This window comes from Kribbella soli (genome assembly GCF_004331345.1).
GTDB classification, from domain to species: domain Bacteria; phylum Actinomycetota; class Actinomycetes; order Propionibacteriales; family Kribbellaceae; genus Kribbella; species Kribbella soli.
This window is the reverse complement of sequence record NZ_SJJZ01000001.1, coordinates 2,285,663-2,300,020: the sequence shown is the minus strand read 5'-3', so window position 1 is coordinate 2,300,020 and position 14,358 is coordinate 2,285,663. Positions and strand designations below refer to the sequence as shown.

11 protein-coding genes and 1 tRNA gene are annotated in these 14,358 nt (G+C 69.0%); 6 read left to right on the top strand and 6 right to left on the bottom strand.

What is annotated here, in order from left to right:
* Positions 1-57: 57 nt before the first annotated feature.
* Positions 58-3,660, top strand: coding sequence for a S8 family serine peptidase (locus tag E0H45_RS11545; RefSeq protein WP_131336863.1), 3,603 nt, complete (start codon positions 58-60; stop codon positions 3,658-3,660).
* A gap of 21 nt (positions 3,661-3,681) precedes the next feature.
* On the opposite strand, the gene E0H45_RS11540 is transcribed toward E0H45_RS11545, so the two are convergent.
* From E0H45_RS11540 to E0H45_RS11515, 6 genes are all read right to left on the bottom strand, one after another.
* Positions 3,682-4,659 carry a helix-turn-helix domain-containing protein gene (locus E0H45_RS11540; RefSeq protein WP_131336862.1) on the bottom strand — a complete coding sequence of 326 codons (978 nt, stop codon included), beginning with the start codon at positions 4,657-4,659 and terminating at the stop codon, positions 3,682-3,684.
* A 312-nt stretch (positions 4,660-4,971) separates the two neighbouring features.
* Positions 4,972-6,807, bottom strand: coding sequence for a hypothetical protein (locus E0H45_RS11535; RefSeq protein ID WP_131336860.1), 1,836 nt, complete (start codon positions 6,805-6,807; stop codon positions 4,972-4,974).
* Positions 6,792-7,547, bottom strand: a complete 756-nt coding sequence (locus tag E0H45_RS11530) for an ABC transporter ATP-binding protein (RefSeq protein WP_202872255.1) — start codon at positions 7,545-7,547, stop codon at positions 6,792-6,794. Before E0H45_RS11530 ends, E0H45_RS11535 begins: the two co-directional genes overlap by 16 nt.
* Before the next feature lie 98 nt (positions 7,548-7,645).
* On the bottom strand, positions 7,646-7,906 hold the full coding sequence (locus tag E0H45_RS11525) for a Txe/YoeB family addiction module toxin (RefSeq protein ID WP_131336856.1): 261 nt from the start codon (positions 7,904-7,906) through the stop codon (positions 7,646-7,648).
* On the bottom strand, positions 7,903-8,187 hold the full coding sequence (locus tag E0H45_RS11520) for a type II toxin-antitoxin system Phd/YefM family antitoxin (RefSeq protein WP_238154991.1): 285 nt from the start codon (positions 8,185-8,187) through the stop codon (positions 7,903-7,905). The genes E0H45_RS11525 and E0H45_RS11520 overlap by 4 nt, the downstream gene beginning before the upstream one ends.
* Before the next feature lie 200 nt (positions 8,188-8,387).
* Positions 8,388-8,471, bottom strand: a tRNA-Leu gene (locus tag E0H45_RS11515).
* Between the two features lie 169 nt (positions 8,472-8,640).
* Between E0H45_RS11515 and E0H45_RS11510 the strand changes: the two genes are divergently transcribed.
* Genes E0H45_RS11510 through E0H45_RS11490 form a run of 5 tightly spaced genes read left to right on the top strand, consistent with a single transcriptional unit; the run spans position 8,641 to position 14,244 of the window.
* On the top strand, positions 8,641-9,483 hold the full coding sequence (locus E0H45_RS11510; protein WP_131336854.1) for an FhaA domain-containing protein: 843 nt from the start codon (positions 8,641-8,643) through the stop codon (positions 9,481-9,483).
* A gap of 10 nt (positions 9,484-9,493) precedes the next feature.
* Positions 9,494-9,976 carry an FHA domain-containing protein FhaB/FipA gene (locus E0H45_RS11505; protein WP_131336852.1) on the top strand — a complete coding sequence of 161 codons (483 nt, stop codon included), beginning with the start codon at positions 9,494-9,496 and terminating at the stop codon, positions 9,974-9,976.
* A 10-nt stretch (positions 9,977-9,986) separates the two neighbouring features.
* A complete protein-coding gene (locus tag E0H45_RS11500) occupies positions 9,987-11,399 on the top strand; it encodes a PP2C family protein-serine/threonine phosphatase (protein ID WP_131336850.1) in 1,413 nt (470 codons plus the stop codon).
* On the top strand, positions 11,396-12,793 hold the full coding sequence (locus tag E0H45_RS11495) for an FtsW/RodA/SpoVE family cell cycle protein (RefSeq protein WP_131336848.1): 1,398 nt from the start codon (positions 11,396-11,398) through the stop codon (positions 12,791-12,793). Before E0H45_RS11500 ends, E0H45_RS11495 begins: the two co-directional genes overlap by 4 nt.
* Positions 12,790-14,244 (top strand): peptidoglycan D,D-transpeptidase FtsI family protein, encoded by a 1,455-nt coding sequence (locus tag E0H45_RS11490; protein WP_131336846.1) that lies wholly within the window; start codon positions 12,790-12,792, stop codon positions 14,242-14,244. The genes E0H45_RS11495 and E0H45_RS11490 overlap by 4 nt, the downstream gene beginning before the upstream one ends.
* The last annotated feature ends 114 nt before the right edge of the window (positions 14,245-14,358 follow it).

Below are 14,358 nucleotides of genomic sequence, written 5' to 3'. Positions count from 1 at the left end.
ACTCAGTCGGAAGAAGAGGTGTGCCTGCCCCAAACCTCTCGAAGGAGAATTCCGCCTATGTCCTCCCCCCGACGTGCCACCGCGCTCACCACAGCGGCGGTGCTTGCTCTCGGCGCGGCGACGGTGATCCCGTCCGCCGCCGCCCCTCCCACGGGATCCACAGCGATCAAGACGTCCTCGGTCACGCTGATCACCGGTGACGTGGTCGAAGTGACCGACGCCGGCGCCGGCAAGAAGGCCGCCACGGTCCGCCCGGCAGCCGGGCGCGAACGCGTCTCGTTCCACACGATCGAGGCCGACGGCGGACTCCGCGTGCTGCCGAGCGACGCCGTACCGTTCGTGTCGAGCGGCGTCCTGGACGTGGACCTGTTCGACGTCGACGAGCTGATCGCCGACGGGTACGGCGAGGCCGCGAGCCTCCCTCTCATCGTCAAGGACACCCCGGGCGTCCGGACCGCGCAGAACCTCGCCGGTACGACGACGACACGGCAACTACCGTCGATCGGCGGCCGCGCCCTGACCGCCGCGAAGGACCAACTGCCGGAGCTGTGGAAATCTCTGAAGCCCGGCGTCGGCACCCGCTCGCTGAACAGCGGCGTCACCAAGATCTGGCTGGACGGCAAGGTCCGTCCGGTGCTCGACAAGAGCGTCCCGCAGATCGGCGCGCCGGACGCCTGGAAGGCCGGGTACGAGGGCTCCGGCGTGCAGGTCGCCGTACTGGACACCGGCGTCGACGCGACGCACCCGGACCTGGACGGCAAGGTCAAGGAGAGCCAGGACTTCTCCGGCAGCCCGAGCGGCACCGAGGACCACTTCGGCCACGGCACGCACGTTGCCGCGACCATCGCCGGCACCGGCGCGGGCGCCGGCGGCACCCGGAAGGGCGTCGCGCCGAAGGCCGACCTGCTGGTCGGCAAGGTGCTCGGCGACGACGGATACGGCTACGACTCCTGGATCATCGCCGGGATGGAGTGGGCCGCATCCGAGGGCGCGAAGGTCGTCAACATGAGCCTCGGCGGCGAAGCCACCGACGGCACCGACCCGCTCAGCCAGGCGGTCAACGACATCACCGCGCAGACCGGCACGCTGTTCGTGGTTGCGGCCGGCAACGAGGGCCAGGACGAGACAGTCGGTACGCCGGGCGCCGCGGCGTCGGCGCTGACGGTCGGCGCCGTGGACCGCGAGGACAAGCTCGCCGACTTCTCCAGTCGTGGACCGCGGCTCGGTGACGCCGGCCTGAAGCCGGAGATCACCGCTCCGGGTGTGGACATCATCGCCGCCCGGGCCGCCGGCACGGCAATGGGCCAGCCTGTGGACAACTTGTACACAGCCGCCTCCGGTACGTCGATGGCGACGCCGCACGTCGCCGGTGCAGCGGCACTGCTCGCGCAGCAGCACCCGGACTGGAAGGCCGACCAGCTGAAGAACGCGCTGGTCAGCACCGCGAAGACCCAGCCGGAGCAGACCGTGTACGCGCAGGGCGCCGGTCGGGTCGACCTGACCCGGGCCGTCGCGCAGAAGGTGACCGCGAGCGGTGTCGCCGACTTCGGCCTGCAGACCGCGGAGGCGGGCACGCGGACCATCACGTACCGGAACGACTCCGGCAGCGCGGTCACGCTGAACCTGTCCGTCCAGGTGACGAACCTCGACGACAAGCAGCCGGTGACCGACGGTTTCGGCCTGCCGGCGACCGTCACGGTCCCGGCCAACGGCACGGCCGACGTACCGCTGACGCTGGACCCGGCCAAGCTCGGCCGCGGCCAGTACAGCGGCTGGATCGTTGCCACCGGCCCCGACGGTGTCGTCACGCACACCGCGGTCGGCGCGCTGCGGGCCGGCCCGAAGCACAAGGTCACACTGCGCGCGGTCGGGCTGGACGGTCAGCCCACCGGTGTCCCGGTGATCTCGCTGTTCGGCGACAACTCGCGTTCCGACGTACTGGCGTGGATCCCGAACGGTGGTGCGCTCACCGCCGAGGTCGAGGAAGGCACGTACCTGCTGCACTCGCTGGTGGAGAACTACGACCCGCAGGACGAGCAGGTGAGCCTGTTCACCGACCCGAACATCGTGGTCAGCAAGGACACCGAGATCGTCATCGACGCGCGGAAGGCCGTCCCGATCCAGATCGAGACGCCGAAGCCGTCGGAGCAGCAGGCGATCCTGAGCTACTACGTGCACCGTGAGTACGGCAACGGGCGTTCGATCAGCCACGGGGTCATGCATTTCAGCACGGTCAAGCAGGTCAACGTGACGCCGACCAAGCCGGTCAAGGATGGCACCTTCGAGTTCTCGTCCCGCTGGCAGCTGGTCGCGCCGATGGTCCAGGCGTCGATCCCCGGAGTGTCCGGTCCGCTCGACATCAACCTGCTGCACCAGTCGCCGTCGTACGAGGGCAAGAAGCGCTTCCGGCTCGTGACCTCGCTGCAGGACGCGAAGGGCGCGCTGGTGGTGCTGGACTCCGACGACGAGGGGGAGCAGATCAAGGCGGCCGCGGCAGCCGGTGCGGCGGCGGTCATCCTGATCCGGCCGGCCGACTGGGGCGCGTGGACGGTCTGGCGACCGGTCGGTGACCGGGAGCCGATCCCGGCGATGGTGACCACGTTCAGGGACGGTCAGAAGCTCGTCGACCGGGTACGGCGCGGCAACGCGACGATCGACCTCACGCTCACCACGTCCAGCCCGTACCTGTACGACGTACAGCAGGTCTCGTCCGGCTTCATCCCGGCGAAGATCGTCTACAAGGTGACTGCGGCGAACAGTGCCCGCATCACCACGCGGTACGCCGACAACGGCGGGTTCAACTGGGCCAAGGAGCAGCGGTTCGGGTGGCGTCCGTGGCAGGAGTACTCGTGGAACGACTCCCAGCGGTTCGTCGAGACGCCGAAGGTCCGGGAGGAGTGGGTGACGTCGGGCGACTCGCTCTGGCAGCACCGGGTGCACCACCTGTACACGTGGGACACGATGAACCCGCTGTCCGGAGGTATGACGTCCGTACCGCGTAGCTACCGCAACGGTCCGTCGGACGAGACGTGGTTCGGTCCGGTCGTACGTCCGGCGGCTGCGCCTGGCATCCAGTCCACGCGCACCGGCGACCGGCTCTCGCTCCGCATCCCGTCGTTCGTTGACGCGGCTGGGCACTACACGGTCGGTGAGGCCACGAAGGACTCGGCGACGCTGTCCCGCAACGGTCAGGTCGTGGCCGAGCTTCCGGACGCGTGGGAGGACGTGATCACCTCCAGCGAGAACGCGGCGTACAAGCTGGACGTGTTCACCGAGCGCATCGACTCCGAAGGCGAGTGGAACTGGGGGACGCGCACGCAGACCTCCTGGGAGTTCCGCTCGGCCAAGCAGGCGGACGACAAGGCAACGCCGCTTGCACTGCAGCAGGTCGACTACAAGGCCCCGGTCGACCTGACCGGCAGGGTGAGTGCCCGGACGCACGTGGTCGGCTTCGAGTCGCCCCGGGCAACCGGACTGCAGGCCTGGTCCTCGTTCGACGAGGGCAAGACCTGGCAGCGCCTCGTGGTGATCGGTGCCGTCGGCCACTACCTGGCCGTCGTCCCGAACGCCCACGACACGGTGTCCCTCAAGGTGCAGGCAACCGGCCCGAACGGCGCGAAGGTCACGCAGACCGTGATCCGCGCGTACGGCGTGAAGTAGTACGGCAGCCCGCCGGCCTGGCTACAGCCAATCGCGTTTAGCGGCTTGGAAAGCCAGGCCGGTGCGGGTGTCCACACCGGCCAGCGCCATGAGGCGGTCGAGGCGGCGTTGGACGGTGCGGCGGCTGATACCTAGCTGGTTGGCGATGGACTTGTCCGGTACGCCGCCTACGAGCAGCGAGAGCAGGAGTCGCTCGGAGTCGTCCAGGCCCCCGTCTTCGTGCTTCTCCTCGGACTGCAGACGCACTGGTGTCCCCAGCTCCCAGTAGCTCTCGAAGAGCGCCAGCAGCGCGTCGAGGAGCTGGCCGCGGCTGATGATCGCGGCGGACGGCTCACCGATGCTCTGCTCGTCGTCACGGACCAGTGGGCAGATGGCCGTCGACCGGTCCACGATCGCGATCCGGACCGGCAGCGTCGGCACTACCCGCGCCTCCTCGCCCCAACTGACGCCTTCGGCGATCGAGTCCAGCTCACCGGGTGTCTCGATCAGTGCGCGCTCGTAGATCGCGCGGTACCGGACGCCGCGGGACAAAGCGCCGTACTCCTCGGTGTTCTCGGCGCCCTGCATCGCCAGCGGGTTCGCGCGGCAGAACCAGAGGATCTCCTCGCGGGCCGAGTTCTGCAGATCGCGCAGCCGTTCGCGGAGCGTGGTGGCGCCGACGATCACCTCGACCAGGTGGTGCGCGTCGCGCCGGCTCACACTGGCCCGGAACTCCTCGCTGAGCGCGCTCACCGTCTTGCGGGCCGCCTCGAGGGACTCCTGGCGGCGGAGCAGCGTCGTACCGAAGGCGACGTCCGGCGGCAACGGCCGGAACACCGGATCGTCGGCCGGCTGCGCCGTCACCAGGCCCTTGGCCTGCAACCGCTGCAGCACTTCGTCGGCTTCCGGCTGCGGCAGTTCGGCCACCTCGGCGAGCTCGGCGGCCCGCGCGGCGGACAGGCCGACCAGCAGCCGGTAGGTCTGCTCCTCGCGCGCGTCGAGCAACGAGCCTTCCTGCATCCACCCCACCTCCGGGCACCACCTAACCAGGGTTTTCGATCGGGAAGCGAGCGCTTTCCTATTGGCACTGATGAGCCATGACACCGTCCGGCCATCACGCCACTGCTGAGTGCCCGTCACTTTCCGGTCAGAAGCCCGCGGAACTCGCCAGCCGCCCAGTACCACCGCCCTGGAGAAGAGACCCCATGATGAGCTTGACCGACTACGCCGGCATCGCCGGCCTGATCGCCGCGGCCGCCGTGGCGATCTGGATGCTGCGCAACCACCGCACCGTCGCGCCCAACGCTCGGGCCGCGAGGCATCGCGGCGCGCCTACCCTGCGACTACCGCGACCGACCCGTCCGGAGCGCGCTTCTTCGCGCGGTAGTAGGTAAGCCCGCCGAAGGCATACATCGACAACCCGAGCGCGGCCATCAGCACGATCACGACCCACTGCCACGGGCCGTCCTGGTAGAGGGCCAGGAACCATGACTTGGTGTCGTGATTGCCGGTGAGCTTGAAGACCGCCGGTACGACGGCCTGCGGGAACAACGGGATCGCCGCGAACCCGAGGCAGAAGCCGGCCAGCGTACGCCGCCACTTGGGAAGCGCATCCAACCCCGCGGTCTTCTTGGCCTGCTCCGCGGGCGATCGGCCATGCCTGAGCAACGTGAGGAGCTCAGGACCCCGTGCGTCGAGACGGCGAGCCGCCACGCGACCGAAGTACCACCAGGCGAGTACGCCGGACAGGACGCCGACCGGCACGCCCCACCAGCCGGTGTAGAGCGCCATGACCAGCGCCGGGGCACAGGTGGTCGCGACCAGCACGAGCATCACGTAGACGATGCCCATCGTCTCGCCCTCGTTCTCACCCGAGTTGAGCGGGTTGCCGGACCGCTTGTGCGCATCGGTCGTCGGTACGGCGGCGTACACCGAGCACGCCACCACCAGGCCCGCTGCGCCACCGAGCAGCGCAGGCAGCACGCTCAGCACCAGTGGCCAGGCCCCGGTGTCGCCGGACCACCAGGTGAGCAGCAGGGTGATCAGCAGCGTCGACGGACCGAAGACCAGCAGGAACGCCCGCTGCCGCGCCCGCACGTCCGCCCGGCTCGAGCCGGGCGTCATCAGCGTGGTCCAGAACGCCGTACCGTCCGCGCCGTACAGGTTGGCGGCCATCGACCCAGCCATCACCACAGCAGCCGGACCGGCCCACGGCAGCATCGACTTCATCCCGATCGCCAACGGCATCATGCAGAAGAACAGCCCGTAGGCGACGGCGAACACAGCTCGGTGGCCGTAGAGCAGGTCGCGTGTCCACGACCGGAGCTCCTTGGCCGCCGCAGCACCCTCAGGTGTTCTCGCCGTCAGCAGTCGCCTCGGCGTCCGGCCGGCACGAGTGACAGTCGTACGTCGTACCAGCAGGGCTGACCACGCGAGGAGCATCAGTCCGGCAAGCACCACGAGCCCTGCCAGCGCAGCAAGCACTTCGAGCCAGTCGCCACGTCCAGCCGCGTCTACAGCCACCAGACCCCAGCCGGACGGGGCAATGCGCGCCGCCTTGCCGACAGTGCCCTGTACGTCCGTCGACACGAACGCGACGATCAACGCCCAGCCCTGCGCGGTGAACGCCAGGATGAACGCGTTGACCAGCGCTGCGATCACCGCACCGGACCGCACCTGCAGCAGTACGCCGTACACCGCGACAGCGAGCCGGGACGCGAGGACGAAGCAGAGCAGCTGCAGCAACAGTGCAGGCACCGCAACCAGCGCCGCGGCGACGCCCCCGCTCACAACGACCAGGCTGAGCAATGCGATCAGGCTGATGACAGGTGCCACACCGGCCAGCGCAGCCACCAGCAGACCGGTAGAGAGTGTGCGCGGCGGCAGCGGCATCATCGTGAAGTACTCGGGCTTCAACGTCTCGTCGCCACCGCCCGCGAACAGCGGCCCGACCACCCAGCCAAGCATCCAGACCGCGAGTACGACGACCAGTACGTCCTGATCGCCCCGCGCCGCGACCCAGAGCGTGCCGCCCGCGAGCGCCAGGCCGACGAACCCACCCGTGACGATCCACGACCGCCGCAACTGGTCCTCGAGCGCATGCCGGAACGCGACCAACCGCATCCGGACCAGCGTGCGCGACGTTCCGTACGTCAGTGCGAGAGCCACGTCAGTCCCTCCGCGCCGCGGGTCGACGCACCGACCAGCGACACGAACGCGTCCTCCAGGCTGCCGCCGGCCTGCACCTCCGCAACGGTGCCCGCGGCAACGACCTTCCCGCCCGCGACCACCGCGACGCGATCACACAGCTGCTCGACCAGCGCCATCACGTGGCTCGACATCACCACCGACCCGCCGCCGGCGATGAACCGGTGCAGGATGGTCCGGATGGTCGCCGCCGACACCGGGTCGACGGCCTCGAACGGCTCGTCCAGCACCAGCAACCGCGGCGCGTGCAGCAGCGCGACAGCGAGCCCGAGCTTCTTCCGCATCCCGGTCGAATAGCCGATCACCTGCTTGTCGTCCTCGTGGTCGAGCTCGAGCACCTCCAGCAACTCGGCAGCCCGCCGCGCGACCTCGTCCTCGGGCAGTCCGCGCAACAGACCGAGGTAAGTCAGCACCTCGCGCCCGGTGAGCCGCTCGGGCATCCCGAGCCCGTCCGGCAGCACTCCGACCAGCGCCTTCGCCCGAGTCGGCTCCCGCCAGACATCCACCCCGAAGATCCGCGCCGTACCGCCGTCCGGCCGCAACAGCCCGACCGCCATCGATAAGGAGGTCGTCTTCCCGGCCCCGTTCGGCCCCAGCACCCCGAAGAACGACCCAGCCGGCACCTGCAGGCTGAGATCGTCCACTGCCCGCTCATCACCGAAGACCTTGGTCAGCCCGTCGAGCTCCAACGCTTGCTCCATGCGCAAAACTCTGCCACCGGGCCCAGCCCGTCCGCGTCACCCTGACGGTGGACCCAGACGATCACCTCCCGGACTGAGCCGTCCGAGATGAGTACCTGTCAGGGGCCGTAGTGGTAGTGGCACGCGATGATGTGGATTCCGTCGTCGGCGATCCGGTAGACGAGCCGGTGCTCCGAGTTGATGCGCCTCGACCAGTAGCCGGCGAACTCGTGCCGTAGCGGCTCCGGCTTACCGATGCCGTCGTGGCCATTGCGATCGATGTCCTCGATCAACTGGTTGATCCGCTTGAGGAGCTTGCGATCGTTGGCCTGCCACCACAGGTAGTCCTCCCAACCGCGGTCGAGGAAGACGACCTTCATGCAGCGCCACCCGCCGTGCCTTGGTCATCGGCGGAGTCGGGGTCGGCCAATTCTCGTATGGTGCCGTCGCCCGCCCTGTCCTGCTCGATCGCCTCGCGCAACCGCCTCGCGTTGGCCGGCGACCGCATCAGGTAGTCGGTCTCCTTCAGTGACTCGTACTCCGCCAGCGTGACAACGACGACAGGCTCATGCCCGGCGCGGGTGATCACCAATTCCTCCGCGTCATTCTCGACCGCGTCGAGGGCAGCAGCCAGGTTCGCGCGCGTATCGGTAAAACTCATCGTCTTCACGCTGTACAGAATAACGTACATCGCACAGATTCATGGTCGGAGTCTGGGAACAACCACTGGGGACTGAGCGCCAGCAATACCCTGTTCACCGGCCCCAGCGGTTGTCCGCAGACCCGGGCAGCTTCCTCCGAAAGGACGAAAGTTGCCCAGGCAACGCAAAAGTCCCGGTCGACTCGACCGGGACTTCGTTGTGCGCGAGGGGGGAGTTGAACCCCCACGCCCTTTCGGGCACACGGACCTGAACCGTGCGCGTCTGCCTATTCCGCCACCCGCGCGCAGCCGCCTGATACATCTCTTGGCGACGAGAAGGAACAGTAGCACGGGTTCTGCCGGTGCTTCACATTGCGGGTTAGGTCGAACCTCCCGATACGATCGATCGTCGTACCCGGTGTGTCCGCCTGACCGGTGGACATCTGATGGCGTACCGACCGTGGAGGAGGAGGCGTGCGACCGCTACAGCGCTTCGAGCGACGCCTGGAAGGCATTGTGAGCGGTGTCTTCGCGCGCGCTTTCAAGGGTGACGTCGAGCCGATCGAACTGGCCGCCGCCCTCAAGCGTGAGATCGACAACACCGCGCGGATCCTGTCCCGGGACCGCCGGCTGGTGCCGAACCACTTCACCATCGAGCTGGGTCCGGACGACTTCGAGCGGCTGAACGCGTACGGCCGGACCCTGAACCACGAGCTCGCCAACGAGCTGCGGGACCACGCCGACATCCAGCGGTACACGTTCTCCGGGCCGATCGACATCGAGCTGGTCCAGCAGGATGAGCTGCCGACCGGTAAGTTCCGGGTGGTCAGCGCCACGGTCGGGACGCCCCAGCGGCGCCCCGCCGAGCCCCAGCCCTACCAGCAGGAGCCCTACGTGCCGCCGAACGAGCCGGTCGTGCAGACCCCGCCGCCGCCACCGCAGCAGTTCCAGCAGCCTCCGCCGCCGCAACAGGCGCCGCGCCGCGGGCACCCGCAGGTGATGCTCGAGGTGAACGGCCGCCGCCGCCCGGTGAACCCGCCCGGCGTGGTGCTCGGCCGCGGCACCGACGCGGACATCCAGATCAACGACCCTGGTGTCTCCCGGCGGCACGCCGAGATCCGCCTGATGCCGGAGGGCCCGGGCGGTATCCGGGTCGTCATGGTCGACCTCGGCTCCACCAACGGCACGCTGGTGAACGGCCGTCGGACCACCGAGGCCGAGCTGGTGGACGGCTCGACGGTCCGGATCGGCAACACGACCATGACGCTGCGTCTCGCGGACGAGCCGATGGCCCAGCCGCCGAGCAGCGGGTGGTGACTGACCGTCCATGTCGGAACTGACCCTGACCCTGATCAAACTGGGGTTCCTGGCCCTGTTGTGGATGTTCGTCCTCGCGGTGCTGTCCGTGATCAGGTCCGACCTGTTCGGCGCGAAGGTGGACAGCCGGGCCGCGGCTGCCGCCGTCCCGCAGAACTCCCGTACGCCGAAGCCCGCGAAGCCGATCAAGAAGCGCAAGGGGCTGCCCGGATCGGTGACGATCGCGGACGGCCCGCAGGCCGGGGTCGGTGCGTCGCTGGGCGACGAGCCGGTGATCATCGGCCGCGGGTCGGACTGCCAGATCCGGCTCGACGACGACTACTCCTCCACCCGGCACGCTCGGGTGTTCCAGTCCGAAGGCCAATGGTGGGTCGAGGACCTCGGCTCCACCAACGGCACGTACCTTGACGGCCAGCGGGTCACCCGCCCGGTCCCGGCCGAGATCGGCGGTTCGATCCGGATCGGCCGGACGACGCTGAACATCGCGAAGTAGGCCTGCCTCGATGACCCTGTCGCTCGACTACGCCACACTCTCCGACGTCGGACGAGTACGCCGCAACAACGAGGACTCGGCGTACGCCGGTCCACACCTGCTGCTGCTCGCCGACGGGATGGGCGGTGCGGCAGCCGGTGAGGTGGCCAGCGCGGCGGCGGTCCAGGTGATCCGGCGGCTGGACACCGCGGAGATCAGCGGCGAAGACATGATCGAGGCGCTGGCCGGCGCGGTGCACCGGGCCAACGAGCGCCTGTCCGAGCTGGTCGAGGAGGACCCCGAGCGCGAAGGCATGGGCTCGACGGTCACCGCGCTGATGTTCGACGGCAAGCGCCTCGGTCTGGCGCACCTGGGCGACTCCCGCGCGTACCGGCTGCGGGACGGGCAGCTGTACCAGCTGAGCCACGACCACACCTTCGTGCAGTCGCTGGTCGACGAGGGCCGGATCTCCCAGGAAGAGGCCTTCACCCACCCGCACCGGAACCTGATCCTGCGCGTCCTCGACGGCCGCCCGGACTCCGACCCGGACCTGGAGATGCTCGACGTCCAGGCCGGCGACCGGCTGATGCTGTGCAGCGACGGCCTGCCCGACTACGTGAGCGACGAGGTGATCGCGGCCTCGATGGCCTCCGGTACGCCGGACTCGGTCGTCGTCGACCTGATCACGCACGCGCTCGAGGCGGGCTCGAACGACAACGTCACCGTCCTCGTCGCGGACGTCGTCGAGACCGAGCCCGCGAGTGGCGTCCAGCCGCAGCTGGTCGGTGCCGCCGCGGAGCTCGCGCAGGGCAGCACCGGGCGCGGCGAGCCGACGGTCGTGGTCCGCACCAGCGGTGGTGACGGTCACGGCGGCGGTGGTCACGGCGGCGGGCTCGACCCGGAGGAGCTGCGGTACGCGCCGCGCCCGCCGAAGCGGTTCGCGTGGCTGCGGCGGATCGCCGTACTGCTCGTCGTTCTCGGCCTGATCGGTGGCGGCGGCTGGTTCGCGTACAGCTGGACCCAGAAGCAGTACTACGTCGGCACCGACGGCGACTACGTGGCGATCTTCAAGGGCATCGAGGCGGATCTTCCCGGGTTGTCGCTGTCCAAGGTGTACGAGCGCCAGACGCTGCAGGTCGACAAGCTCCCGACGTACAGCCGGGAGCAGGTCGAGGCCAACATCCAGGCGGACAACCTGCCCGGCGCGCGCTCGATTGTGGCCGAGCTGCAGCACACCGCTGCCGAGTGCGCTGCCAAGCCGACCACGACTCCCAAACCGTCGACGCCGGTGCCGTCGAGCAAGCCGCCGGTCTCCAAGCCCCCGGTGTCGACGCCGCCCGTTTCGAAGCCGCCGGTTTCCTCGCCGCCCGCGTCGACGGCCCCGACCGGTACGGCGTCGCCGAGCACGCCGGTCGACCCCGACGACTGCGACGGGGTCCGATGAGCATCGCTTCCACGTCCGTCATCCAGATCATCCCGCGTACCCGGCGTGGGGTGGAGTTGCTGCTGCTCGTGATCGCGATCGCGGTCTCGGTCGGCGCGTACGTGAACATCGGCATCACGGTGCAGAACGCCGTACCGGCCAGCACCGGGTACTACGCGGCCGGGATCGGGTTGCTCGCGCTGATCGCCCACTTCGCGCTCCGCTACCGGGCGCCGTACGCCGACCCGGTGCTGCTGCCCTGCGCCGTGCTGCTGAACGGCCTCGGCGTCGCGATGATCCACCGGATCGACCTCGGCCTGGCCATTGTCGCCGAGGCGAAGGGCAAGGTCCCGAAGGGGCCCGCGGCGCCGCAGCAGATCACCTGGACCGCGGTCGGCGTCGTGCTGTTCCTGGTCGTCATCCTCGTGATCAGAGATCACCGCCGGCTGCAGGCGCTCACCTACACCGCCGGCCTGGCCGGTCTGGTGCTGCTCGTGCTGCCGCTGATCCCCGGCCTCGGCGTGAACCTGAACGGCGCCCGGATCTGGATCCGGCTGGCCGGCATGTCCTTCCAGCCCGGTGAGTTCGCGAAGATCTGTCTGGTTGTCTTCTTCGCCGGCTACCTGGTGGTGAAACGCGACGTCCTGACGCTGGCCGGGCACCGGTTCCTCGGGCTCGACCTGCCGCGGGCCCGCGACCTCGGCCCGATCGGGATCGCCTGGGCGGTCAGCCTCGGTGTCCTGGTGTTCGAGAGCGACCTCGGTTCGTCGCTGCTGTTCTTCGGCCTGTTCCTGTTCCTCTTGTACGTGTCGACCGAGCGGGCCGGCTGGCTGATCATCGGTGGTCTGCTGTTCGTCGGCGGCGCGTACTTCGCGTACATGACGTTCGGCCACGTGCACCGCCGGGTCACCGATTGGCTGAACCCGTGGGCGATCGACGGCGGTCAGGTGAAGCTCGGGCTGATGGGTCAGTCCTGGGGCGGCATCCTCGGCCGCGGCCTCGGCCAGGGCCACCCGGAGGCCACCCTGTACGCCAACAGCGACATGATCATCTCCTCGTTCGCCGAGGAGCTCGGGCTGACCGGGCTGATCGCGATCCTGCTGGTCTACACGCTGATCATCGAGCGCGGCCTGCGGACCGCGCTCGGCTGCCGGGACATCTTCGGCAAGCTGATCGCGACCGGTCTGGCGATGTCGTTCGCGCTGCAGGTGTTCGTGATCGTCGGCGGCGTCACCGGGCTGATCCCGCTGACCGGTCTGGCCACCCCGTTCATGGCCCTCGGCGGTACGTCGCTGGTCGCCAACTGGGCGATCATCGCGCTGCTGCTGCGGATCAGCGACCAGGCCCGGCGGCCGCAGACCCCGGCCGCTCCGGTTTCCGACGAAACGATCGCGATGGCGGTGCAGAAGGCATGAACTCAGCGATCCGGCGACTGGCCGTGGCGGCGATCGTCCTGATGCTCGCGCTGATGGCGAACTCGACGTACCTGCAGGCCTTCCGGGCGAACGAGATCAACGGCCGCAACGACAACAACCGGGTCCGCGACTCGCAGTTCTCGGTGAACCGCGGCCCGATCCTGATCGGCAGTACGCCGGTCGCGCAGAGCAAGGAGTCCGGCGACCGGTTCAAGTACCAGCGGACGTACGCGAACGGCCAGGTGTACGCCCCGGTGACCGGGTTCTACTCGTACCTGTTCGGCCGCGGCGGTATCGAACTGACGATGAACGCCGAGCTGAACGGATCGGACCCGTCGATGGCGTTCCGCCGGATCATCGACGTGATCAGCAACCGTCCGCAGCAGGGCGGCAGCGTGACCCTGACGCTGAACGCAGCGGCCCAGCAGGCGGCGTACGACGGCCTGGCCGGGAAGACCGGTGCGGTGGTCGCGATCGAGCCGAAGACCGGGCGGATCCTGGCGATGGCCAGCCGGCCGTCGTACGACCCGAACCAGCTCGCCTCGCACGACACGGAGAAGGTCAGCGCGGCCTGGAAGAGCCTGAACGCCAACAAGAACAAGCCGCTGTCGAACCGGGCGGTGCAGGAGCTGTACCCGCCCGGGTCGACGTTCAAGCTGGTCACCGCGGCGGCCGCGCTGTCCAGTGGCAAGTACACGCCGGAGAGCAAAGTGAACTCGCCGGCCGAGCTGCCGCTTCCGCAGACCACGGTCCCGCTGGTGAACGAGGACGGCAAGAACTGCGGCGGCAGCAACAGCGCGACGCTGACGATCGCGTTGCGCTACTCCTGCAACACCGCGTTCGGCACGGTGGGCATGGCGCTCGGCGCGGACGCGCTGAACGAGCAGGCCGCGAAGTTCGGCTTCGGCGCCCGGCCGCTGAGCGAGCTGCCGAGTGTGGCCACCAGCCAGTTCCCCGGCGACCCGAACGAGCCGCAGACCGCGCAGTCCGCGATCGGCCAGTTCGACGTCCGGGCCACCCCGCTGCAGATGGCGATGGTGGCGGCCGGGATCGCGAACAAGGGCGAGGTGATGAAGCCGTACCTGGTCCAGAACGTGAAGACCCCGGACCTGAAGACGGTCTCGGAGACCAAGCCGGAGTCGCTGCACCAGGCGGTCACCCCGCAGGTCGCGAGCCAGTTGACGGCGATGATGGTCGATGTCGTGAACAACGGCACCGGCAAGCCGGGGCGGATCTCCGGCGTCCAGGTAGCCGGCAAGACCGGTACGGCGCAGACCACGAAGGAGCGCCCGCCGTTCGCGTGGTTCACCGCGTTCGCGCCGGCCGAGGACCCGAAGGTGGCCGTGGCGGTGCTGATCGAGGACGCGAACATCCCGCGCAACGACATCGCGGGCGGCACGTTGGCGGCCCCGATCGCCAAGAAGGTGATGGAGGCGGTGCTGGGCCAATGAACAGCCGATGAGCACCATACGGAATGATGCGATGACAGCGCGTCTTTCCAACGGGGATCCGCGTGTGGCGGCCGCTACCGTGGGCAAGTTGAGGGTTTTGGGTCTACTGCAGAC

What these genes read in the sequence shown, in the direction of transcription:
- E0H45_RS11545 (WP_131336863.1), top strand. Translation starts at nt 58, where the DNA reads ATGTCCTCCCCCCGACGTGCCACCGCGCTCACCACAGCGGCGGTGCTT.
- E0H45_RS11540 (WP_131336862.1), bottom strand. Translation starts at nt 4,659, where the DNA reads ATGCAGGAAGGCTCGTTGCTCGACGCGCGCGAGGAGCAGACCTACCGG.
- E0H45_RS11530 (WP_202872255.1), bottom strand. Translation starts at nt 7,547, where the DNA reads ATGGAGCAAGCGTTGGAGCTCGACGGGCTGACCAAGGTCTTCGGTGAT.
- E0H45_RS11525 (WP_131336856.1), bottom strand. Translation starts at nt 7,906, where the DNA reads ATGAAGGTCGTCTTCCTCGACCGCGGTTGGGAGGACTACCTGTGGTGG.
- E0H45_RS11520 (WP_238154991.1), bottom strand. Translation starts at nt 8,187, where the DNA reads ATGAGTTTTACCGATACGCGCGCGAACCTGGCTGCTGCCCTCGACGCG.
- E0H45_RS11505 (WP_131336852.1), top strand. Translation starts at nt 9,494, where the DNA reads ATGTCGGAACTGACCCTGACCCTGATCAAACTGGGGTTCCTGGCCCTG.
- E0H45_RS11500 (WP_131336850.1), top strand. Translation starts at nt 9,987, where the DNA reads ATGACCCTGTCGCTCGACTACGCCACACTCTCCGACGTCGGACGAGTA.
- E0H45_RS11495 (WP_131336848.1), top strand. Translation starts at nt 11,396, where the DNA reads ATGAGCATCGCTTCCACGTCCGTCATCCAGATCATCCCGCGTACCCGG.
- E0H45_RS11490 (WP_131336846.1), top strand. Translation starts at nt 12,790, where the DNA reads ATGAACTCAGCGATCCGGCGACTGGCCGTGGCGGCGATCGTCCTGATG.